Source organism: Psychrobacter sp. NPDC078409, from assembly GCF_050268505.1.
In the GTDB taxonomy this organism is placed as follows: Bacteria; Pseudomonadota; Gammaproteobacteria; order Pseudomonadales; family Moraxellaceae; genus Psychrobacter.
On the sequence record NZ_JBNNGW010000003.1, the window covers coordinates 257,165 to 278,229 of the forward strand.

Sequence of the window (21,065 nt, forward strand, 5' to 3'; positions counted from 1 at the left end):
TCAAACAATTAATAATTCAGTATTACGATATTGGTATCGGGCATGTGGTATTTGAGTCGATTTATTTGCTTCGCTGAAGTTATCTTATCTAAACGAACCTCTTTTAATTTTCCAAATACTTGTTTATTAAAAAAGTAATCGAAATCCTCTAAGCCATCTAGTCCATTAAGAGACATGCTTTCAATATGTTCAAAGCTGTTATTTTTGACCCATATATTGAATAAGTCTTGTATGAAGCTTTTATCTATATCTAATCGTATAGACTTGCCAAATATAAATCTCTTATAATTACTCAATATTCTATACACGTCAGGCACAGATATAGGACTTTCCATATAAGATTTTGTGATTAAGGTATTGCCTGCGACTTCAAAATAGCTAATTCTGTTCAACGGTTCAGTGTATCTTATGCCAACCTTTTCATCATTGTTTTCTCCGCAAACAGAACTATAATAATTGAAATTTATTTCAGTTGAATGTACATCGTAAGAGTGCATCACTCCATTATCGCAATAATTTAATAAAAATTCTTTTGGTTCATACGAAAGAGTATTCCAGTCAATTCGATTTTCGGATATGCCGTCTTCGTGAGTATATAACTCTAGGTTGCACCTACCTTCTACAAAGGTATAAGACATACCTTGATACAGCTTATTCTTATAGAGTTGTGGTATTCCACGAGAACCATATATATCATCAATCTCATTACAGAACTCTGTAGAATCTATTTGGATAGGCGAAGATAGTCCTCTCTGACAGGGTGATACATAAGGCCTGATAATCTCTCCATTTTTGACCTCATAAGCTTCAAGTTGATGGTCAGGTTTATCAAAGAAGATAATGCCTGTGTATAGCTTATCGCGCTGATACCATTTACCGTTACTTTTATTTAACAGTGCTGATTTCAATCGTTGCATATTACTCATGTTAATCTTCTCTGAAAGAGGAGTCATTAATCGTGCTAGTAGAAACGGTAATGCTAGAAGGATTCATTTTAAAATATACCTACACCGAACCAATCAGGTTCCTTCACTGGTTCGGTCCCCTAGTGAGGACTTGAACATAAGGCTGTGAGCTAGTGGGATCAACGTTTTAACTGATTGAAATAGTCACAGTGTACTTCATGATGTACATGTAGTGAGCTTTTAGATCATTTTAGAGTATTATTTTTATTCAGTATAAGCGATATTACTTGTAATGGAATTACTGGAAATTAAAATGGAAAACTATCAATTATCACGTTTTCTGCCACGAAACAAAATACTAGATTATATTTCGGCGTTAGATGAAGATGATTTAACGACCTTCGTGATACACAATGCTGATGATTATGGGGTTTATTTGGTAACTCTTTTAGCTGAAGTTGCAAGGGGAAAAAACACTCCTCTTTGGTATAAACACTTGGGAGTACTATGTTCATCTCATTTATTTTTTATACACGGTGCTCAACTATCTGCTTTATTTTATTTTATCAAAGCTCATGAGCTAGATTCGAACGATACTTCCATATTAAATTCTATTTTAGATTTTGGTGAACCACCTGAAATTGTGCTGACTGAAGATCAAAAGAAGTATTATGCTGCTAAGCTGCTAGCATTAGAGCCTGAAAGTGAAAAAGCTTTGGCTATTATCAATTCGTGATTGGTGCGCTATACAGGAGTCGAACATACTCTAAAAAAGGACGTTATGGTAAAAAATCATCAAAATACACAAGCTAATTGCAAGGTCATAAAATGAATAAAAGCGAGATAGATACTCTACTGTACAGTATTCCAGACAACGTGGATTATACTGAAATACCAGACGAAATAGATTTAGAAGATGTACCCATAGAGCGTCTTAAGAAATTGATAGCACTACTAAAGGTCGATGATGAATCTCTTTTATTTGATGTCTCCAGATTATTAACATCTTGGGGTGTTAGAGAAGGATTCAATACTCTTAGAAGTCTTTTAATGAATAATCGTTTACAAGGAATGATCCAACATCGCTTGCACGGTTATGATGATACATATAAACATGTACTGGATAGCATTATCAGTTACTGGGCTAGCTTATCAGACTTAGGACAAGGGGCTAAAGCAAGACAAGAGATATTCGAACCCATATCCAAGATTATTAAAGATTCTAACTTACAATCATTTGAGATTAGTAGAGTATTTTATCTAATCCTTCGTGAAGGATTTTATGAATATATACCTCTATTGAAGGAGCATCTGGAAATTATTATTAAGAAACCTGAAGATAATTATTGGAAAATAAAAGATGCTCTTGATTTGTTTTTAAAGATTGATCCTGAATTTGTAAAAGTTGTTCTTAACAATAATTCAAAAACATTGGCTGATTTTGGGTTAAATGAAAACCTGTGAATATTGATTTAGCTCTTTAATAATCAATGAACACGATGTGTCTTTTTGGCTATACCCCAGCGGAACCAGTCATTATGCCCTCTAGACTCATTAACAGACCATTTAAAACAGACTGTATTTCGGTAACCACTTAAATCAGACCACTCATTAAGCAGGTGATATCGATACAAGCTCAAAGTACGCACTTAAAGAAATAAAAGCCAAGCGCGGTTGCCAGTAAAGTCAGCCCAACGTGTAAGCCGATGAGCGCTAAACCTGCTAGCAGCCGCCCGTCATGGATAAAGCCAAATACCTCTGCACTAAACGTGCTAAATGTAGTCAATCCGCCCAAAAATCCTGTAATCACGAACACGCGCACATGATCAGATAAGTTGCTACCCATACGCTCAAACCACACTAGCGCCAGCCCTATCAGCAGTCCTCCTAAGATATTGGCGCTCAGGGTACCGAGTGGCACCCAACCGTGCAAGACATTAAAACGCGATAGCCAAGCTCGCAGGCAAGCACCAAATGCTGCTCCTAAACCAATCGCAAGCCACTGCATAGACTATCCTTAATTCATATAAACGTGTTGGACCAAATGCTCATTTATACGGCTGGTAATTCTGTCATCGGCCAACGCGGAATACAGCTAACGGCCAAATCATCAGACTGTCCTGCTTGCAAGCGCTCAAAACCTGCATAAGCAATCATCGCGCCATTGTCCGTACATAGCGCAGGCGGTGCATAATGAACCGTTGCATTGATCTTAGCCAGTTCCGCTTCTAACGTCTCGCGCAAATGAGTATTGGCACTGACCCCGCCCGCAATCACTAAGCGGCTCATATGTGCTTGCTTGAGTGCTTTGACGCACTTCTTCACTAGCGTGTCGACCACTGCATGCTGAAAGCTAGCGGCAATATCAGCACGAATCTGTGGATCGCTATCAGCGCCATTACCCGACCCTCCTGAATGTGGCGTATCTTTAATAAGATTATGCACGGCTGTTTTCATACCACTAAACGAAAAGTCTAGACCCCGATGTAGCATTGGTCTTGGGAGTGTGTAAGTGTCAGGATTACCAGTTTCTGCCAGTTTGGCAATATTAGGGCCGCCAGGATAAGGTAAACCTAACATCTTAGCCGCTTTATCAAAGCACTCACCCGCCGCGTCATCTATCGACTCACCCAATATCTCATATTGTCCAACACCGTGAGCAGCAATGAGTAACGTGTGCCCACCAGATACTAGTAGCGAGACAAAAGGAAACGCCGGAGGGTTTGCACCCATAAGCGGTGCCAAAAGATGCCCTTCCATATGATGAATACCAATCGCTGGAATATCCAAACCATATGCCAAGCTACGACCAAACAGTGCGCCCGTCATCAATGCACCAATAAGTCCAGGCCCTTTAGTATAAGCAATTGCATCGATCTCACTTTTTTTCATATTGCATTGTTCTAGCAGCTCGTTGAGTAACGGCACTAGCTTACGAATATGATCGCGACTGGCAAGCTCAGGCACAACGCCGCCATAAAGTGCGTGCAGCTCAATCTGAGAGTACAGTACTTGCCCGACCAAACCTTGGTTGTCGCTATTTATTTGCTCACTATCAAAAATCGCTAGCCCTGTTTCATCACAAGAGGTCTCTAAACCCAATACCTTCATACTTTTGCCTTTATACTTCGTTTTCGTGCTATTTTTATCGCACGTTTATCTTACATCATTTTGAGAAATTGGATAACGAATATAACAAACCACAAATTATCTCTAGTAACACGAATTCGCTTGGTACAGCTGTCATATTTTAAGATTGGTATGACAAAAAATGTGCATAAAAAAACCGTCATTGTCAGTCACAATGACGGCCAGTTTAGCAAATTTCAATAGCTGACATACTCTATATATACCGTACTAGCTTACCGACGCTAGCATATAATCAACAGCCGCTTTAACTTGTGCTTCGGTCACACCATTTACCGCTTGTGCTGGCATTTTATTAAAGCCTTTAGCCGAGTGCATATATAGCGTCTCTTTGTCTTTGGTCAAACGAGCTGTCCAAGCCGCTGTATCACCATACTTTGGCGCATCGAGCAAACCTGCAGCATGACAGACCTGACAGTTTGATTCATATAGCTTGGCACCTGCATCTGCGGCCAACACTTCAGGAACAGAATCAGTTTCAGGTGTTGCCGCTGCTTCATCTACTATGTCGGCAGATTCTGTTGCTGCTTTTGGTTGGGTATCTGTTTCTAGATCAACCATAGACTCAGGCGTCGTGCCTTCGGTTTCTGCTACAGCTGTTTCTTCTACAGCGGTAGCTGGTTCATTGGCTGCTGCGGACTCTTCCTTAGCTGTATTATCACCGCTACAAGCACTCACTGCAAATACCACACTCATGCTGATTACAGACAATTTCAGCTTGTTCATATACGGTTGTATATCAATCATGGTTTTACCCTTACTTAATCAGTCTGCAATCAATTAGTGACGCGCTATATAAGCTTAAATTACTTACATATACGACCAACGACTGTTTAATAGTCCATTGAGCTAATGATCAATGGACCACTACATTACTCAGCAGTGGCTGCAGCTGTATCGTCAGTAGCCGCCATATCAGCGCTGTCAGTAGGAGCAGCGGCTGTATCCGTACTATCGGTAGCTGCTGCTTCTGCAGTATCAGCGTCAGCCGTTTCTGCTTCAGCAGTAGCTGTACCGTCAGCTTCTGTACCAGCTGCATCGGTCGCTGGCATCGGTGCTGTCTCTGGGAATTCCATTTCTTCAGCTGGTGGCGCATTTTTGATGGCAAGCTCAGCAGCTTCGTCAACGCGATCGATTGCCATTACTTCTTCATGCTCTTCGCCGCCACTACAAGCGCTCACGCTCACACCTAAAGCTACGATAAGTGCGGTGCTTAATGCCGTGTTAAATACTGTTTTTTTCATTCCAACATCCTCAATAAAATACACACAAAACGGTTCATAGGCTTACTATAATATGGGAATTATCATAGCATAAACTCCAATCAAACCGTTATAGACGGTAGGGATTTTTTATTGATAAAGCGTTGTATATATGTCGAATTCATAGTTTGAGAGCCAAATTCAAATAGCTATTTAATTGAATACCTTATCGGCAATAAATGCTTAAAATCATTGACTTTGTTGGTATTTTTTATTAAAATACCTGCCCTTACGCTAATGCGTGAGAATTGTCCTAGTTTGAGCTGATGCCTGTAATCTTGAGATATTACGGCTAAATACTAATACACAGCCAAACTAATGCCCTTATATCTCATCCTAATCGAGGAGTCTTCATGCCTGCAGTTAAGGTTAAAGAAAACGAACCAGTTGATATCGCTATCCGTCGTTTCAAACGTGCTTGTGAAAAAGCTGGTGTATTATCAGACGTACGTAAGCGTGAGTTTTATGAAAAACCAACGCAAGTACGTAAGCGTAAAAAAGCTGCTGCCGTAAAGCGTTATAAGAAGAAGTTACAACGCGAAACTATTCGTACCACTCGTATGTACTAATCAGTAATCTGATTAGCTAAGTACAAGCGCTACACTAACGCCACTGTTATCAATCGATATCAGTGGCGTTTTTTATGCTACAATTTTTGTTATTACTGCTGACATAATTTTTTATTAAAACCACTATCAGCAGGTTTCGTTCTAAAAATTTAACAAACAACCTCTAACGAATAGCATTTAACAGATCGATAAGGATAATAGCAGTGAGCCAACTTAAACAGACGTTATCAGACAATATCAAAGTTTCAATGAAAGCTCGTGAGCTTGAGCGCGTTAAAGTACTGCGCAATGTACAGTCAGTAGTGAAACAAATCGAGATTGACCGTCAGACAGAGCTTGATGATGCGCAAGTATTAGAAGTTTTGCAAAAGCAGCTAAAGCAGCGTCAAGAATCACTAACTATCTTTACAGAAAATGGCCGTGATGATTTGGCTACCAAAGAGCAGTTTGAGATTGATATCATCAACGAGTTTATGCCGCAGCAAATGAATCAAGACGAGATTATGGCATTGGTAAATGCTGAAATCGCTGAGCAAGGTGCTACGTCTATGCGTGATATGGGCAGCGTCATGGGTGTTTTGAAGAATAAAACAGCTGGCCGTGCTGATCCTGCTTTGATTTCTAAAATGGTTAAAGACGCGCTACAAGGCTAGCACTTGCTATTGATTGGCAGGCTAATCTTTATAAATAACCGCCTAGGGCTTAAAGTCTTTGGCGGTTTTTATTGCTTTGAGTTCTGCATTAATATTGGCCAATAACGGACGCGCACTATTGGCCTGATCTGTGGTTTGTAGATTTTCCGTCAACTGTTTGGCCTGTGTCAAAGAGGTCAGCGCACTCTCATAACGCCCATTCCATAGCTGATCATAACTGCGATAGCGCAATGCATTAATTGTTGCGATATTGGCTAGTTGTGGTGAGGTGGTGGTCTTAGCAAGTTTTTCATTGGCGAGTTGCAAGCTTTGCCATGCATAACGATCGCTTGGCTGCTGTTCTGTTAGTGGCTTCAACAGCGCTTGGGCTTTTATAGGTTGATTACTATTAGTCAGCGCTTCGGCCAGATAAAGACGTAAGTCACGGCGCTCAGGATATAGACGCTGCTGGCTCTCTAAGACATCTACGGTTTGTTGCCACTTACCTTGTTCACTCAATAACTGACTGTGGGTAATCGACAATAGAGGCTCTAAATTCTGACGCTGCGTATTTGATAACGCATTTATCTCAGCCAACACTTTATTAGCATCTGTAAAGCGCTGCTGCTCTCCATACCAATGCATTAGCGCAAGTTTGGCCCCGAGACTGTTTTTAGCGGCCGTTGTCAGTGTGACTTCGGATGCATGTTTACCAGTCACTTGCACGCGCCAATACAACAAATCAAACAATGCTTGATGGCGCTGCTGTTGGCTCAATGAGAGCGCTGGATATTGCTGAGCGCGACTTTGTGACTCGCTCAACCGCTCGTTACTCAGAGGATGTGAGCGTACAAAGCTCGGTAAGAATTGATTCTCAACTTGGTTCAACTGACTCTGTTGATTCATCGTGGCAAAGAACCGTGGCATCGCCCGAGGATCATAACCCGCTTGGGTCATAATCTGCATCCCTACTCGGTCAGCCTCACGTTCATTACTGCGGCTAAAGGCCATGCTGCTATTCATAGAGGCTGTCTGACTGCCCATCATCACAGCTGCAGCGGCATCACCATCGACAGCTGAGGCAGCAATCGCAGCTAGCATACCGCCTAGCTGCATCAGCAAGGCTTTTTTACGTTCGTCAGCGCCGCTTTCGTAGTGTCGTTGACTGATATGTGCGACTTCATGCGCGACGACGCTCGCCAGCTCATCCATGCTACTAGCTGACAGTATCGTCCCAGTATTGATACCGATTACACCACCAGGCGCTGCAAAAGCATTGATACTAGGGTTATCAATGATAACAACGCCAAGTGGTGCTTGCTGCCGAGCTTGGGCATTGAGACGCCATGTCATGTCTTTTATCGTTTCTTGTACCCAAGGATCATGTTCCATTCTGACACGGCCATTGATATTCTGTAATGACCACTCGCCAAGCATTTTATTCTGATATTGCTCAGCAAAGCTCAAGCCTTGTCCGCGCAAATTTGGTAGCTCTAGCGTTTGCGGATCTGTGACTTGCCACGAGCTATCAGCCAATGGCAGCGTTTGACTCTCTTGACTATATGCACCGCTAGCCATGGCTAGTAGCATCATTGACAGCCCTACCTTGACGTTATTTAGCAAAGTTAAACTCATAAAATGACCTTTACCTTTTCGCCTAGATAACATAAGTGGCAAACCTACGGAGCTTTTGGCTACTAAAGAGCTGTTGCTGTCAGGTCGCTTCGTTCTATTAGCCTGGTACAAGTGCATATCCTATAAGATAATCAACGACGTCTTTTCGACTATACGAGCTTGTTTATCCAAGGTCAATTCTACAATGAACTTAACTACCAATAACTTAGCCACCCGTCACGATTGCGCAACATGGCTGTGTAATTATTCATTGGGATATTATTTATGCAGTAAGTCTCAATCGTATAACTATTAATCGAGCAACTGCTAATCGTGCAACTCTTGGTTATATGATTCTAGTGAACCGAATACAGCGTTGATTATATTCAACTGCAACTATACATTGTCTATTTGGTATAATAAGCAACAATGATAGTAGGTTTAGATGACTGTGATGACGACCTCATAATTTATAATTGATGGACTATGTTCGTACTCAATATCAAAGCCTATTATTAATAAAACAAATTAAAATATAGATATCTACAAGGTTTAATTTATGCCCGCTGCTAGTGAATTAGTCATCAAACGTGTGTCGCATTCTATACAGTTATCAGCGAATTTGACTGATGCACAGCAGAACGACATTGCGAGTTTGCTAGAGCTGCTACCGATTGAAAGTCATAGCTCAGATAATGTAGCTATAGCGCAATCTGAACTAGATATAAAAGGTTTTGTTGATGGACGCGGTCTTGCATGCCCGATGCCATTGTTAAAAACTAAGGTCGCATTACGTGACGTAACAGTTGGTGATTCGTTATATGTGGTTGCAACCGACCCTAACTCACAAGCTGATATCACAGCGTTTTGTAGACAAAGTCAGCAATCACAGTCGGCAGATTATTTAAAGCTAGTGGTCAATGAAGTTACTGACCACTCGTCAGTTGATGGCACATCATCACAGCGTTTCGCTACAATATATCACTTCATCATTACCAAAACTGATAGCAACTAAGCGCTGCTATCCTTTACAATTAAATCATAAAGATTTTTATCTGACTATTTGCTTAACTATTTAACCAAGGTCAAGAATATGGCTAATACTTCTACTGATGCTGTAAATACAAATAAAAAAGATGGCTCAGCTCCTATAAAAAACGATGCACGCGATGCTGCATTAAAAGCCGCTGCTCAGCGACCACCTTATGACGCGAGTACATTAGGCAATACCAGTACGCGTGACTTAGTACCAGCTATGCCAACTCACCTGTCAGCGCCAGGGGTCAACTTGGGTGCGTATATCAATACTGTCCATCAAATCCCAATCTTAACGCCGATACAAGAGCAAGAGCTGGCGCATCGCTATTATGATGAAGGTGATGTCGAAGCCGCTCGACTACTAGTGATGTCGCATCTACGTTTTGTGATTCATATCGCACGTAGTTACTCGGGCTATGGATTGCCACAAGCGGATTTAATCCAAGAAGGTAACTTAGGATTAATGAAAGCAGTTAAACGTTTTGACCCGAATAAAGGCGTACGTTTGGTATCGTTTGCCGTACATTGGATCAAAGCTGAAATTCATGAGTTCGTGATTCGCAACTGGCGTATCGTCAAGGTTGCGACCACCAAGGCTCATCGTAAACTGTTCTTTAACTTGCGTAGCCTTAAGAAGACCAATAATCAGCTGACACTAGAAGAAGCGGACGCTATCGCTAATGACTTAAATGTTACGCGCAAGCAAGTGTTAGAGATGGAGTCACGTCTAACCTCTTATGACGCTTCGTTTGAAGCGCAGTCAAGCGACGATGATGATGGTCGCTACGCCCCTCAGCTATTTTTGGAAGATGGTATTGATCCAGCTGAGCAGTTAGAGGAAGCAGATTGGGAAGAAAATAACTCATCAGCACTTATCGCTGCTATGGGTACTTTAGATGATCGTTCACGTGATATTGTTGAGCAGCGTTGGTTGTCTGAGCAAAAATCTACTTTGCATGAGTTAGCTGCGGTTTACTCTATCTCAGCCGAACGAGTCCGTCAGATTGAAAAGAATGCCATGGACAAAATCCGTGATGCGATGACCATTGATAGTGTGATTTTGCCAGATGATATTCAGTAGCCTTAAGATGATACGAGTTGTTCAATGTTAAATTGGATCGGTATTGCCGCAGTTAATATGGCTATTGCTGTTGCTCTGGGCGCGTTTGGGGCTCATGGTTTAGAAGGCCGCGTCAGCATCCAACAACTTGAATGGTGGCATACGGCAACGCTGTATTTGTTCGTACATGCGCTAGGATTATTGCTTGTTGGCTTACTGATTCGTTTGAAATATATTACTCAGACAACCGCTTGGTTACTACAAATTGGCATTATCATTTTTGCTGGTAGTTTGTATGCTATGACGCTTGGTGCACCGCGCTGGTTCGGTGCGATTACGCCTATTGGCGGCGTTCTTATGATTGCAGGTTGGCTATGGCTTGCCGTTTCCGCCTTTCGATTGAAGGACTCAGTTAGCTGAACTGTGTAATAATTATTGTAATTTTTAGCTCTTTGCATCAGCTGCGACAAACTATCAGTAATAAAACAAAAGATACGTAGCGAATAGTTGATAAACAGGAATTTTAAAACATTAGGGAGTATTTAATATGAGCACCATTAGTGTCAATGGTAAAAGTTTGCAAACCACTCATCAGACTGTACAACTGGTTATCAATGAGCTTGGTCTTAGTCAGGGTCGTTACGCTGTAGAAGTAGACGGCGAGCTGATGCCAAAAAGCGAGCTTGCTCAACTACGTATCGTAGAAGGTATGAATATCGAAGTAGTACAAGCCGTCGGTGGTGGTTAATAATGTTTAGACAGATAAGCTTGAGCTGACAGCTAGTTCATTTTCGTTCTAAGTTTACTAATGCTAAAAAAGACCTCAACGTATTACACGTTAGAGGTCTTTTTTTATGTCAATTACAAAATAATGCAGCAGCTACTTATAAATTTTTTATTCTCTTAGTCTGCTTTCACTAGCTTGTAACGATAGTGTTCAAATTTTTAAACTCGAACTATGCTGCTGGTACTGCTTCTGCAGGAGTTAGATCCTGATAGCGACTATCGCGTCCTGCACCCTGAGTCTTCTTGCGCTCTTGACGGGTTTTGTACTTACGTACTTGTCTATCTAGCTTGTCTGCCATCTCGTTAATGGCTTTATACATATCATCTTCATACGCTTGGACAAACATTTCTTGACCCGAGACACGCATAATTGCTTCAGCTTTATGGCTCTTTTTACCGCCGTCGCTAGCACCGCTATTGTCTAACGATAAAATCACTTGAATACTTTGTATCTGATCGAAGTGACGCTCTACTTTTTCAAGCTTCTCGCGTACTGCTGTGTCCATAGCTTCTGTAACGCTGATATGATGACCACTGATAGAAACATTCATATTGTTGTCCTTTTATTTGTAACTTACAATCAACAGATGAGGTAGCATTCTTGCTCTTATCATCCTGCCTTACCACTAACTACACCAAAGCCTCTAGTAATGTGTCGACGTATCCTTTTATCGTCTCCTTTATTAGTTGTAAATAAATACTATAAATCGGCACTTGGTTTTCGTTGTTGGTATGACTCTAATTTGTCATGAAAATCGCTCAGTAGCAAGCCGTTAAATTGTAATTAAGTGTAACAATACCTATTATTTCTATTTGGTTTCTATATAATCAAAAAATTTTATTTTTTATATCTGGTTTATACTGTACAGACAGGTAGCCATTAACCTTATATAAAGATAAGCTTAGATAATTAGTATTTCTGTTTGCGCTGAGTAGACGAGCCAATATTCATTGCTTCACGATATTTGGCGACGGTTCTTCTGGCTATATCGATACCATCTGCTAACAGCTCATCTTTGATACGACTGTCTGATAATGGTTTTTTGGGATTTTCGTCAGCGATGAGCTTTTTAATCATGGCACTGATAGCGGTCGATGAGATATCTCCATCAGCGCTACTCACGTGAGATGAGAAGAAGTGTTTCAAAGAAAACAACCCTTGCGGCGTCAAGATGGTTTTACTGGTGGTAAGGCGTGAGACTGTAGACTCATGCAAGTCAACTTCTTCAGCAATTGCCTTTAATATTAAAGGTTGCATGGCGGTTGCACCATGCTGCAGGAACTCTTGTTGATAGCGTACAATGCTGGTCGCTACTTTTAGTAGATTTTGATTACGCTCTTCAATACTACGAATAAACAGTCGAGCATCGGTAAGATTTTCGCGCAGATATTGATTGTCAGGACTATCATCGCCACGCTTGACTAAGTTGGCATATTCTTGGTTTACGCGTAGTTTTGGTAAGGTATCTGGATTGAGACGCACATACCAGCCATCCTCTTCTACTTCAGAATTACCTGTCGTCTTATTATTCCTAACAGGTGTGACCAACACATCTGGAATATCGTAGCTCTCAGGCGGCTGGGCATAGTCAGGCTGGCTAGACTGAAACAGCAGCCCTGGCGAAGCGTTTAAGGTACGTAGTAGCGTAAGCGCGGGTGTAATATATTCTGGTGCAAGCCCTGTGCGTTCAGTCAGTGCTTTAATGTTATTACTGACTAAATGCTCGCTCGCTGATAGCAACGCTTGGGCTTCTTGTAGATATTCGGTGTGGGCATCTAGTTTTGATAGCTGAATCGATAAGCACTCGCTTAAATGACGCGCCCCTACGCCAATGGGATCACAGGACTGGATAATACGTAATACCGTCAAGACTTCTTCTTTCTCAACGCGCTCATCCCATTGATAGAAACTTGCCATCGTATCAAAGCTCTGCAGTAGCTCATCTACATCAATTCGAATAAAGCCCATGTCATCCATGGAGTCTATTAAATACTCTGCAATCAGCGTATCAGCCTCTGATAGACGCTTAAAGTTCAGCTGCCAGCGCACATGATCTTGAATGGTAGACGATGTACCGCCTTGATAACTATCGAAATCTTCATCACCCCTACTATTGCCAGAGCCTGTTGCGGTAGAAGTATAGTTACCCGTGTCAAAGCTACCTATATCAAAGCTATCGGCATCAGAACTGCTATAGCTATCCACATCTATTGCACTATCATCGATATTAGGCTGTTGAAGCTTATCCAAACTATCACTGAAGCTATCACTACTATCGCCACTGTACTCTGTACCGCTAGTAGGTACTGAGTCGAATGAGTCACTGCTACTTTGATTCCAGCTATCAAGCGTCAACGGCTCGCTCCACTCCTCTATTTCATCGTCACCACTGTCGTATTCGTCATCGTTTTCGATACGTTCAAGTAATGGATTACTATCTAGTTTTGCCTGAACCTCTTGTGCGAGCTCAAGACTAGAGAGCTGCAGCAATTTTATGGCTTGCTGCATTTGCGGGGTTAGCTTTTGTGAGTTGCTCAGCGTGGTCGCCAATCCGAACGACATACTCATGGGCGGCTTATTGCACTCCGATCTTAGTGATATTGTGTTTGTTCTGTCAGTAAAGGTAACGACATAAATCTTATCAGGACATGACGATAGCATTTTTTGCCACAATTTTGCTATGATAATTTATGTTTTGTCCGGATACGTTTGGTTTGCTATCGATAGTAGACTATCGTCTCGGCAAGGATGAGCAATCCATAAATACGAGTAGTCTGCTCATTACCGCGAGAATATTATAATAAATAAATTGCGGCAAATGACCAATACAGCTCACACCCAATAGGAATATTGTCATGAATTCAAGTAACCATCAACTTAACGTCGCTGCTATTCAAATGAACAGTCAGCAGAATGTTGAGGATAATCTAGCAGATATCAAAGCCGCTATCACAGACGCACAAGCTCAAGGTGCTGAGCTCGTTGTATTGCCTGAGAACTGCTGTAGTATGGGACAGCAACCTGCTACTGCTGAGCGTTTTGATGACTTATCAGCGACGATAGCAGATTACGCCCGCACCGCTGGTATCCATGTACTAGCAGGCTCTTTACCCTGCCATTATCGCCCTGATGGTACTGTCGTTCCTGATGGTAGATTGCGCCAAGTGAGCCAACTGTTTGCACCAGATGGCACCCGCGTCGCACGCTACGACAAGATTCATCTGTTTACCGCAACTGTGGCCGATAAGCATGGCAGCTATAACGAAGCGGCGACCTTTGAGCCGGGTACGCAGACCGTAATTGCGCCACTAGCAGTAGGCAATACAGTCTATCAACTCGGTATGATGGTATGTTTTGATTTGCGCTTCCCAGCATTGGCTCAGCGTCTGCGACAAACAGGTGCTGAACTATTGAGTGCACCTTCTGCCTTTACTTACTTGACTGGACAATCGCACTGGTCGTTGTTGTTACGTGCTCGTGCTCTAGATAGTCAATGTATGGTCATTGGCGCAGCACAAGGTGGTGATCATCTTTATAAAGATGGTAGTACCCGTCAGACATGGGGACATACAGCCATTACAGCGTTTGATAGTAGTGTTATCGCAAGCTATGACGATAGCGAGTTGGATAAACAATATGCCATCGTCATGGCGTCATTAGATAAACAAGCGCAAGAGCAAGGCCGCCAAAAACTGCCTATTTTTGACTGCCATCGTTTGGCGTAAATTGTGAAATTCAGTGGATTTCGTGCTTAATTGCTAGGGCGAGTCTTCATTTTGAGCATGAGTTGCTCGTGGATGGGCGCGGTCATAAACTTGCGTTAATTTTGCAAAATCAACGTGAGTATAAATTTGCGTGGTGCTAATATCACTATGCCCGAGCATCTCTTGTACGGCGCGCAAGTCACCACTGCCTGACAGCATATGTGATGCAAAACAATGACGCAGTAGATGTGGATACATGTTTTGGGCAATACCCGCGCGAGTAGCAGCAACTTTTAAGCGCTGTTGCACTGCCCGTGTTGATAATCTGGTGCCGAGCTTTTCACTGATGAATAGTGCGTTATCCATCTGCTCTACCCATAGGTTACGATGCGGCAGGTAACGACTAATCGCTTCTGCAGCCTTTATCCCTAATGGCACTAGGCGTGTTTTATTACCCTTACCCGTGACTCGTACCCGTAACTCAGACAGGTCTACATCTGTCATATCGAGTGCAACCAATTCGCCAACACGCAAGCCACTACTATAGAGCAGTTCAAACATGGCCTTGTCACGTAACCATAAGCGCGCTTGCTCTGGCGTATCAGGCATCTCTTGATCGAGTAGCTGAGTTAGTAAATCGACATCAGCGATAGAAGGCAGCGGTCTAGGACTACGCTTCAGCTGATAGCCAGTGGTTGGGTTGATACGTGCTAGCTCTTCTTCAATCATCCAGCCATAGAAATGCCGAATCGCAGACAGCTCTTGCTGGATACTGGCAAGTGCCAACTTATCTTCATCGAGACGTTGACTAATATGCTGGGCCAGTTGCCGTTTATCACAGCGTGTCCACGTTAGACGCTTACCACGTAAAAATAACGCCAGTTGATTCAAACCAGCAAAATAAGCGGTCAGAGTATGCGGCGAATGGTTGCGCACAGACAACGTATTGAGCCAACGATGCACAGGTGCGAGTAGCTCTCGTAATGCAGCGTCTGACTCTATACTGGCAGCAAGTTCAGTAGATAGCCAAGGTGCTAAGCTAGCCGCCTGAGTGTCTTTATTGGTAGACATAACCATATTAGAACCATCCTTGGTATTTATACGATTGGCCTAACAACAGTTATCAGCCTTCAGCATTGGGTTTAAGACCCGCTTGTGCCATCAGGCCATCTGGACTAAATACGCCTTCATAGACGAAAGCGGTCGGACCCGTCATCGTAACTGAATAACCTGGCTGCCACTTGATAATCATGCTGCCACCATATAGCTGTGCGCGAACTTCCTCACCCTCATCGAGCCAACCCTCACGTATACCAACGGCTACTGCTGCACACGCGCCTGTACCACAAGCTTGCGTCTCACCCACTCCGCGCTCGTACACACGTAGACGAATATGGCGCTGATTCATCACTTGCATAAAGCCCACATTGACGCGCTCTGGGAAGGCAGGATGCGACTCAATTGCTTTGCCTAAAGTCTCAACCTCAGCATCAAGTACGTCATCGACTTTTATCACAGCGTGCGGGTTACCCATATTGGCAACGTACAGCTGTACCGGCGTACCATTTACATCAAGATGATAGGTGTTTTGAATTTTGGTCGTCGCTCTTGGGCTAAATGGAATCTCATCTGGCTCAAATTTAGGCTTGCCCATATCAACATCTACCCAACCGTAACGATCAGTAGTCAGGGAAATAATGCCACTCGCCGTCTCAACGCGTAGACGCTGCTTAAATGACAGTTTACGTGCTTGCACAAAACGCGCGAAACAACGCGCGCCATTGCCGCACTGTTCGACTTCGGTGCCATCAGTATTAAAGATACGATAACTGAAATCGACGTCAGGGCGCATGGGTGGCTCGACTACGAGCAGCTGATCAAAACCAATACCTAGATGGCGATCGCCCAATAACTGCACCAAATCCTTGGTCAAATCTAAGCGCTGGGTCACTAAATCAATGACCATGAAATCATTACCCAACCCATGCATTTTAGTAAACTCTATTAGCATATCTTTGATGTCCTATCCTATTTTTATGTATGGCTTATCTTAGCACGCTGTCAGATACAATCATAATAATACCAATCCCAAAAAATACGATTAGCGGTGTCAAACTTGTTTAGTCTACAGTGAGTAGTACTTGCACTCGTTTTCCTTGCTACTCTAATTTTTGTGAATGATGTTGCCTTCAACTAAAGGCATGCCTTCAATTAAGAATCAGCTTTAATTAAAAAACGCTTTCCTCAAAATCCAGTCATAAAAAAACCCATTGTCATTATCACAATGGGTTCTCTTCAACCATCAAATACGGCGATAGTTTTGGCTCGTCTTTAATCGCCTTACTGCGCCTGCCACAATGTTTCATCTGCATATAATGCTTCAATCGTTTCGCGCTTGCGAATAAGCTGATGATGCTCACCTGCCACCATCACTTCGCTAGCACGCGGGCGTGAGTTATAGTTACTGCTCATGGTAAAGCCGTAAGCACCTGCACCTGTAATGGTAAGTACATCGCCTGTAGCCAATGATAGTAGGCGGTCTTTTGCCAAGAAATCACCCGTCTCACAAATTGCGCCAACGATATCCCACGGCTGCGTACCATCCGTACTGATACCGTCGCTAGGTAATGTGCTTGGAATAACAGCCATTTCAGCTTGATATAACGCAGGGCGAATCAAGTCATTCATAGCCGCATCGACGATGGCAAAGTTCTTGTGCTCAGTCGGCTTGAGTACGTCAACTTGAGTCAATAGCACGCCAGCATTAGCAACGATACTTCGACCTGGCTCAAAGAACACAGTCAAACCAAGCCCGCTAAGTTTTGGCAATAAGGCTTGAGCAAACTCATCGATAGATACAGGCGTCTCATCAATATAGCGCACACCCAAACCGCCGCCCAAATCGATATGCTGTAACGCAATACCTGCGTCACGCAGGCTATGTATCAGCTCAATAACTTTATCTAATGCTGCAACAAACGGCTCTACTTCAGTCAATTGCGAGCCAATATGACAGTCAATACCAACGATGTCGATATGTGATAAATCGGCCGCTTGCTGATAGACCGCTAATGCGTCTTCGTGAGTGATACCGAACTTGTTGTCTTTGAGACCTGTTGAGATATATGGATGGGTTTTGGCATCGACGTTAGGGTTGACGCGCAACGAGATTGGCGCAGGCTTATCAAGTGACTTTGCCACATCATTGATTAAAGTCAGCTCGCTGATAGATTCAACGTTAAAACAGCCGATACCTTGAGTCAGCGCATATTCGATATCACTGTACGTTTTGCCCACACCTGAGAATACGACACGTGATGCTGCGCCACCTGCCGCTAACACACGCATCAACTCACCGCGAGAGACAATATCAAACCCAGCGCCTGCCTGTGCCAAGACACCAAGCACGGCAAGGTTAGAGTTTGCTTTTACGGCATAGCATACTTGATGATTCAGACTGGCGAAGCTATCAGTATAAGCTTGATAAACGTCCAATATTGCTTGCTTTGAATACACGTAGCAAGGGGTGCCATATTGTTTTGCCAACTCATCGATACTGACCTGCTCCATATACAGTGCATCGCCGCGATAACTTAGCGCTGGCAAGTGAGCACTCAACGCTTTCGGGTCAACATATAGCCCTTGCTCAGTTTGGATAGTAACGGATTCGCCAGTAGTAGAATCGGTTAAGTCAGCAGGTAGTTCAGAATGACTCATATAAACATCTCTAATATAATCAGATTATCAAGGGTGAAAATTAAATTTAGGTAGCAAAGCTATGTAGCCAATCCAGTAGCAAGAAAATCGACAGTTAGTTAAACTGTTAATTAAAAAGCACCTAACCGCTATCCATTGGCTCAGCTTAACAACTATTAGCCTAGTGATTAATAGCTTAGCAATTAATAGTCGTTGGGGTCAGTACTAGGCTCAGGTAGCACCATTTGCTCTTCTAGGTAGCGGTTTCTTTGATAGTTATCATCGTCGATACCCGCAAAGGCTGCATCTTGTGGATGGCTAGTACTATCCAGTACAGACGCACTGCCCTCTATCGTTTGACTACTAGAGTCTGCCAAATATAGATCGCCTTTTTGTCCGCAGCCTGACAATCCTAGCATAACCACACTGCCAATAAATAAAGTGGCAACAGCCTGACGACTGGTACGAGCGAACGAGCTAGCATGCTTGGCTGCTGAGGGGCTGTGTATAGTAGACATATAATAGATAACCTGTGAGCTTACGACGGCATAATGGCGATAGTAAATCGTGATAAATAAAAAATAAATGGACAGTCAAACTAGCAGTTAAAGCACTGTCGTTATGACCATTTTCATCATAGCATTATTACATAAAGCTGTACGGATACTGAATATGATTGGTGAATAAATTTGCGTGATGTTGGATATTTTCTAGAACATTAGTCGAATTTTTATAGTAATATCGTCTGCGAGCTTAAATATGAATGTATGACATATGGGTATCTCGACAATATTTCTTACAATTTTATGAGCAATAGCACTGCCCTACCGTCCATACAAGTTATCCATTTATAGTTCTATAACTCACTGAATATAATTGATTTATTCTGTATTTAGCCATTTATTAATCGCACATTTTAAACCTTGCCCCTGTCGTGGTGTAGAAACAAAAATGTGTTACATTATATTCCCAGTTTGCGGTGGCAATAGGATGCTAGCCTGAGATGCAGACGCATTACCTCATAAGCATGGATGCATAGCACTGTCAGAAATAGTAGCCCAAGTATAAATAAAATCGCCAATATGCTTGCTTGATATGATCAGCATAGATATGGCTGATTTTTATTTACTTGACGGTTATCAACTTCATCAATTCCATATAATGATGACATCATGTCTCAGTGACCTTTACTACAGCACTTGAGATATTAGCGATGTAGCATTTGATGATAATAAAACAGGACGTGGCAATAGACGTCTTTTTTGTATCGAACGAACGATATAATTGATTTGCCCTTTATAAAAACCAATCTAAGGATAGAGTATGAGCGCCAACCTAAGCACCACTTTTGATGATAAGAACAGTGAATCATCAACCCTAACTAGCCCCACTTTAGTCCTCAACTGCGGTTCGTCTTCTATCAAATACGCGTTGATCAGCGATGACAACTCTACTCGTATCACCGGTCTTGCCGAAAACTTAGGTCTCGATACAGCCCGTATCAAACACACCACGCTAAATGGCGATAAGTTAGAGATCTCTATTCCTGGTGGTAGTCACAAACTCGCCTTACAAAAAATCCTAGAGCTACTAGAGCAATATCATTTCATCGCAGTCGGGCACCGCGTGGTACATGGCGGCCGTGAATACTCTCAAGCCGTTCGCGTTGATCAGCATGCGTTAGAGGAAGTGAAACGTCTAAAGATATTGGCTCCACTACATAACCCTGCAAATGCTTTGGGTATTGAAGCGGTTCAAGCTATTTATCCTGACATTCCACAAGTTGTGGTATTTGATACCGCCTTTCACCAAACCATGCCACCCGTCGCCTTTCGCTATGCGTTGCCAAAATATCTATACGAAGAGCATAAAATCCGTCGTTATGGCTTCCATGGTACATCTCATGCATACGTCTCAGAACGTGCTAGCCAAATCACTGAAGCAAAAGGTCCTCATGGCTGGATAACCGCACATCTAGGCAATGGTTGCTCAGCAACTGCCGTATATGATGGCAAAAGTCTCGATACCAGCATGGGTTTGACCCCGCTTGAGGGACTGATGATGGGCACACGTAGCGGCGATGTCGACCCAAGCTTACATATGCATCTGAAACGTCAGCTCGGTATTAGTCTAGAAGAAACGGATAAGATGCTAAATAGTGAAAGCGGTCTGCTTGGTATTTCTGGTCTATCGAATGATTTGCGTACTATTGAGCAAGCCGCGAGCGAAGGCCATAAAGATGCGCAGCTCGCCATCGAGATGTTTTGCTACCGCGCTGGTAAATACCTCGCCAGCTTAAGCTGTGCACTGCCTGAATTTACCGGTATTGTATTCACTGGTGGTATCGGCGAAAACTCTGTCACCACGCGCGCAAGTATTTTAGCCGTCATGCGTCATTTCGGTATCAAAATGGATGCTGAAAAGAACGCTGGATTGTACGGTGGCCAAGAAGGCAGCTTCCAAGCAGAAGGTAGCAGTGTCGAGCTGTGGGTTATTCCTACAGATGAAGAATACCGCATCGCTCAAGAGACTCGTCAAGCATTGAACTTAGTATAAGACGATTGATTATAATGCCTAGCGCTTATCGTTCTAGACGCTTATAAAAAGCCGAGAACGAATAAGATAAAGCGCTTGGTGTTTTTATACTGCAT

General features: G+C 42.7%; 22 protein-coding genes. 10 read left to right on the forward strand and 12 right to left on the reverse strand.

From position 1 onward, the window contains the following. Positions 1-8 precede the first annotated feature (8 nt). Positions 9-926 carry a hypothetical protein gene (locus ACQKC9_RS07060; RefSeq protein ID WP_424510114.1) on the reverse strand — a complete coding sequence of 306 codons (918 nt, stop codon included), beginning with the start codon at positions 924-926 and terminating at the stop codon, positions 9-11. 292 nt (positions 927-1,218) lie between these two features. On the opposite strand from ACQKC9_RS07060, the gene ACQKC9_RS07065 reads away from it, so the two are divergent. Continuing rightward, positions 1,219-1,641 (forward strand): hypothetical protein, encoded by a 423-nt coding sequence (locus ACQKC9_RS07065; RefSeq protein WP_427621135.1) that lies wholly within the window; start codon positions 1,219-1,221, stop codon positions 1,639-1,641. A gap of 92 nt (positions 1,642-1,733) precedes the next feature. Next, positions 1,734-2,369 carry a hypothetical protein gene (locus ACQKC9_RS07070; RefSeq protein ID WP_427621136.1) on the forward strand — a complete coding sequence of 212 codons (636 nt, stop codon included), beginning with the start codon at positions 1,734-1,736 and terminating at the stop codon, positions 2,367-2,369. A gap of 172 nt (positions 2,370-2,541) precedes the next feature. On the opposite strand, the gene crcB is transcribed toward ACQKC9_RS07070, so the two are convergent. The 4 genes from crcB to ACQKC9_RS07090 all read right to left on the reverse strand — a co-directional run bounded on the left by crcB (position 2,542) and on the right by ACQKC9_RS07090 (position 5,296). After that, the gene (crcB, locus tag ACQKC9_RS07075; RefSeq protein WP_427621138.1) at positions 2,542-2,913 is read right to left on the reverse strand and encodes a fluoride efflux transporter CrcB; all 372 of its coding nucleotides are present in this window, start codon (positions 2,911-2,913) and stop codon (positions 2,542-2,544) included. Between the two features lie 44 nt (positions 2,914-2,957). Further along, positions 2,958-4,016 (reverse strand): tRNA (adenosine(37)-N6)-threonylcarbamoyltransferase complex transferase subunit TsaD, encoded by a 1,059-nt coding sequence (gene tsaD / locus ACQKC9_RS07080; RefSeq protein ID WP_427621139.1) that lies wholly within the window; start codon positions 4,014-4,016, stop codon positions 2,958-2,960. A 246-nt stretch (positions 4,017-4,262) separates the two neighbouring features. After that, positions 4,263-4,799 carry a c-type cytochrome gene (locus ACQKC9_RS07085; RefSeq protein WP_427621141.1) on the reverse strand — a complete coding sequence of 179 codons (537 nt, stop codon included), beginning with the start codon at positions 4,797-4,799 and terminating at the stop codon, positions 4,263-4,265. A 125-nt stretch (positions 4,800-4,924) separates the two neighbouring features. Next, complete coding sequence (locus tag ACQKC9_RS07090; protein WP_427621143.1) at positions 4,925-5,296, reverse strand: hypothetical protein; 372 nt, start codon at positions 5,294-5,296, stop codon at positions 4,925-4,927. Between the two features lie 371 nt (positions 5,297-5,667). Between ACQKC9_RS07090 and rpsU the strand changes: the two genes are divergently transcribed. Further along, positions 5,668-5,883, forward strand: coding sequence for a 30S ribosomal protein S21 (gene rpsU, locus ACQKC9_RS07095; RefSeq protein WP_010195908.1), 216 nt, complete (start codon positions 5,668-5,670; stop codon positions 5,881-5,883). 203 nt (positions 5,884-6,086) lie between these two features. Continuing rightward, positions 6,087-6,536 (forward strand): GatB/YqeY domain-containing protein, encoded by a 450-nt coding sequence (locus tag ACQKC9_RS07100; RefSeq protein ID WP_057758141.1) that lies wholly within the window; start codon positions 6,087-6,089, stop codon positions 6,534-6,536. 42 nt (positions 6,537-6,578) lie between these two features. Here ACQKC9_RS07100 and ACQKC9_RS07105 read toward each other — a convergent pair whose 3' ends face one another. After that, positions 6,579-8,150, reverse strand: coding sequence for a M48 family metalloprotease (locus ACQKC9_RS07105; RefSeq protein ID WP_427621144.1), 1,572 nt, complete (start codon positions 8,148-8,150; stop codon positions 6,579-6,581). Positions 8,151-8,688: 538 nt separating this feature from the next. On the opposite strand from ACQKC9_RS07105, the gene ACQKC9_RS07110 reads away from it, so the two are divergent. The 4 genes from ACQKC9_RS07110 to thiS all read left to right on the forward strand — a co-directional run bounded on the left by ACQKC9_RS07110 (position 8,689) and on the right by thiS (position 10,975). Further along, positions 8,689-9,144 carry a sulfurtransferase TusA family protein gene (locus ACQKC9_RS07110; RefSeq protein WP_427621146.1) on the forward strand — a complete coding sequence of 152 codons (456 nt, stop codon included), beginning with the start codon at positions 8,689-8,691 and terminating at the stop codon, positions 9,142-9,144. A 240-nt stretch (positions 9,145-9,384) separates the two neighbouring features. Then, positions 9,385-10,248 (forward strand): RNA polymerase sigma factor RpoH, encoded by an 864-nt coding sequence (gene rpoH / locus ACQKC9_RS07115; protein WP_290165150.1) that lies wholly within the window; start codon positions 9,385-9,387, stop codon positions 10,246-10,248. A 24-nt stretch (positions 10,249-10,272) separates the two neighbouring features. Further along, complete coding sequence (locus tag ACQKC9_RS07120) at positions 10,273-10,647, forward strand: DUF423 domain-containing protein (RefSeq protein ID WP_427621147.1); 375 nt, start codon at positions 10,273-10,275, stop codon at positions 10,645-10,647. Positions 10,648-10,774: 127 nt separating this feature from the next. Further along, a complete protein-coding gene (gene thiS / locus ACQKC9_RS07125) occupies positions 10,775-10,975 on the forward strand; it encodes a sulfur carrier protein ThiS (protein WP_057758131.1) in 201 nt (66 codons plus the stop codon). A gap of 208 nt (positions 10,976-11,183) precedes the next feature. On the opposite strand, the gene hpf is transcribed toward thiS, so the two are convergent. After that, positions 11,184-11,564 (reverse strand): ribosome hibernation-promoting factor, HPF/YfiA family, encoded by a 381-nt coding sequence (gene hpf / locus ACQKC9_RS07130; RefSeq protein ID WP_057758130.1) that lies wholly within the window; start codon positions 11,562-11,564, stop codon positions 11,184-11,186. Between the two features lie 359 nt (positions 11,565-11,923). After that, on the reverse strand, positions 11,924-13,582 hold the full coding sequence (gene rpoN, locus ACQKC9_RS07135; protein ID WP_427621148.1) for an RNA polymerase factor sigma-54: 1,659 nt from the start codon (positions 13,580-13,582) through the stop codon (positions 11,924-11,926). A 287-nt stretch (positions 13,583-13,869) separates the two neighbouring features. Between rpoN and ACQKC9_RS07140 the strand changes: the two genes are divergently transcribed. Further along, entirely contained in the window at positions 13,870-14,739 is an 870-nt protein-coding gene (locus ACQKC9_RS07140) for a nitrilase-related carbon-nitrogen hydrolase (RefSeq protein WP_427621149.1), read from the forward strand. A gap of 33 nt (positions 14,740-14,772) precedes the next feature. Here the strand turns inward: ACQKC9_RS07140 and ACQKC9_RS07145 are convergent, their stop codons facing one another. The 4 genes from ACQKC9_RS07145 to lptM all read right to left on the reverse strand — a co-directional run bounded on the left by ACQKC9_RS07145 (position 14,773) and on the right by lptM (position 18,932). Next, a complete protein-coding gene (locus ACQKC9_RS07145; RefSeq protein WP_427621150.1) occupies positions 14,773-15,795 on the reverse strand; it encodes a tyrosine recombinase XerC in 1,023 nt (340 codons plus the stop codon). Between the two features lie 46 nt (positions 15,796-15,841). Next, positions 15,842-16,729 carry a diaminopimelate epimerase gene (gene dapF, locus ACQKC9_RS07150; protein WP_102094666.1) on the reverse strand — a complete coding sequence of 296 codons (888 nt, stop codon included), beginning with the start codon at positions 16,727-16,729 and terminating at the stop codon, positions 15,842-15,844. Between the two features lie 329 nt (positions 16,730-17,058). Beyond that, a complete protein-coding gene (gene lysA / locus ACQKC9_RS07155) occupies positions 17,059-18,288 on the reverse strand; it encodes a diaminopimelate decarboxylase (RefSeq protein WP_427621419.1) in 1,230 nt (409 codons plus the stop codon). Between the two features lie 329 nt (positions 18,289-18,617). Then, positions 18,618-18,932 (reverse strand): LPS translocon maturation chaperone LptM, encoded by a 315-nt coding sequence (lptM, locus tag ACQKC9_RS07160; RefSeq protein ID WP_427621151.1) that lies wholly within the window; start codon positions 18,930-18,932, stop codon positions 18,618-18,620. 805 nt (positions 18,933-19,737) lie between these two features. Between lptM and ACQKC9_RS07165 the strand changes: the two genes are divergently transcribed. Beyond that, complete coding sequence (locus tag ACQKC9_RS07165) at positions 19,738-20,970, forward strand: acetate/propionate family kinase (RefSeq protein ID WP_427621152.1); 1,233 nt, start codon at positions 19,738-19,740, stop codon at positions 20,968-20,970. Positions 20,971-21,065 lie beyond the last annotated feature (95 nt).

Coding starts and splice junctions, on each gene's coding strand:
- ACQKC9_RS07110 (WP_427621146.1), top strand. CDS start 8,689: ATGCCCGCTGCTAGTGAATTAGTCATCAAACGTGTGTCGCATTCTATA.
- thiS (WP_057758131.1), top strand. CDS start 10,775: ATGAGCACCATTAGTGTCAATGGTAAAAGTTTGCAAACCACTCATCAG.
- ACQKC9_RS07085 (WP_427621141.1), bottom strand. CDS start 4,799: ATGATTGATATACAACCGTATATGAACAAGCTGAAATTGTCTGTAATC.
- ACQKC9_RS07140 (WP_427621149.1), top strand. CDS start 13,870: ATGAATTCAAGTAACCATCAACTTAACGTCGCTGCTATTCAAATGAAC.
- rpoN (WP_427621148.1), bottom strand. CDS start 13,582: ATGAGTATGTCGTTCGGATTGGCGACCACGCTGAGCAACTCACAAAAG.
- dapF (WP_102094666.1), bottom strand. CDS start 16,729: ATGCTAATAGAGTTTACTAAAATGCATGGGTTGGGTAATGATTTCATG.
- crcB (WP_427621138.1), bottom strand. CDS start 2,913: ATGCAGTGGCTTGCGATTGGTTTAGGAGCAGCATTTGGTGCTTGCCTG.
- ACQKC9_RS07070 (WP_427621136.1), top strand. CDS start 1,734: ATGAATAAAAGCGAGATAGATACTCTACTGTACAGTATTCCAGACAAC.
- ACQKC9_RS07105 (WP_427621144.1), bottom strand. CDS start 8,150: ATGAGTTTAACTTTGCTAAATAACGTCAAGGTAGGGCTGTCAATGATG.
- ACQKC9_RS07065 (WP_427621135.1), top strand. CDS start 1,219: ATGGAAAACTATCAATTATCACGTTTTCTGCCACGAAACAAAATACTA.
- ACQKC9_RS07060 (WP_424510114.1), bottom strand. CDS start 926: ATGAGTAATATGCAACGATTGAAATCAGCACTGTTAAATAAAAGTAAC.
- ACQKC9_RS07120 (WP_427621147.1), top strand. CDS start 10,273: ATGTTAAATTGGATCGGTATTGCCGCAGTTAATATGGCTATTGCTGTT.
- hpf (WP_057758130.1), bottom strand. CDS start 11,564: ATGAATGTTTCTATCAGTGGTCATCATATCAGCGTTACAGAAGCTATG.
- lysA (WP_427621419.1), bottom strand. CDS start 18,288: ATGGAGCAGGTCAGTATCGATGAGTTGGCAAAACAATATGGCACCCCT.
- rpoH (WP_290165150.1), top strand. CDS start 9,385: ATGCCAACTCACCTGTCAGCGCCAGGGGTCAACTTGGGTGCGTATATC.
- ACQKC9_RS07145 (WP_427621150.1), bottom strand. CDS start 15,795: ATGGTTATGTCTACCAATAAAGACACTCAGGCGGCTAGCTTAGCACCT.
- rpsU (WP_010195908.1), top strand. CDS start 5,668: ATGCCTGCAGTTAAGGTTAAAGAAAACGAACCAGTTGATATCGCTATC.
- tsaD (WP_427621139.1), bottom strand. CDS start 4,016: ATGAAGGTATTGGGTTTAGAGACCTCTTGTGATGAAACAGGGCTAGCG.
- lptM (WP_427621151.1), bottom strand. CDS start 18,932: ATGTCTACTATACACAGCCCCTCAGCAGCCAAGCATGCTAGCTCGTTC.
- ACQKC9_RS07165 (WP_427621152.1), top strand. CDS start 19,738: ATGAGCGCCAACCTAAGCACCACTTTTGATGATAAGAACAGTGAATCA.
- ACQKC9_RS07090 (WP_427621143.1), bottom strand. CDS start 5,296: ATGAAAAAAACAGTATTTAACACGGCATTAAGCACCGCACTTATCGTA.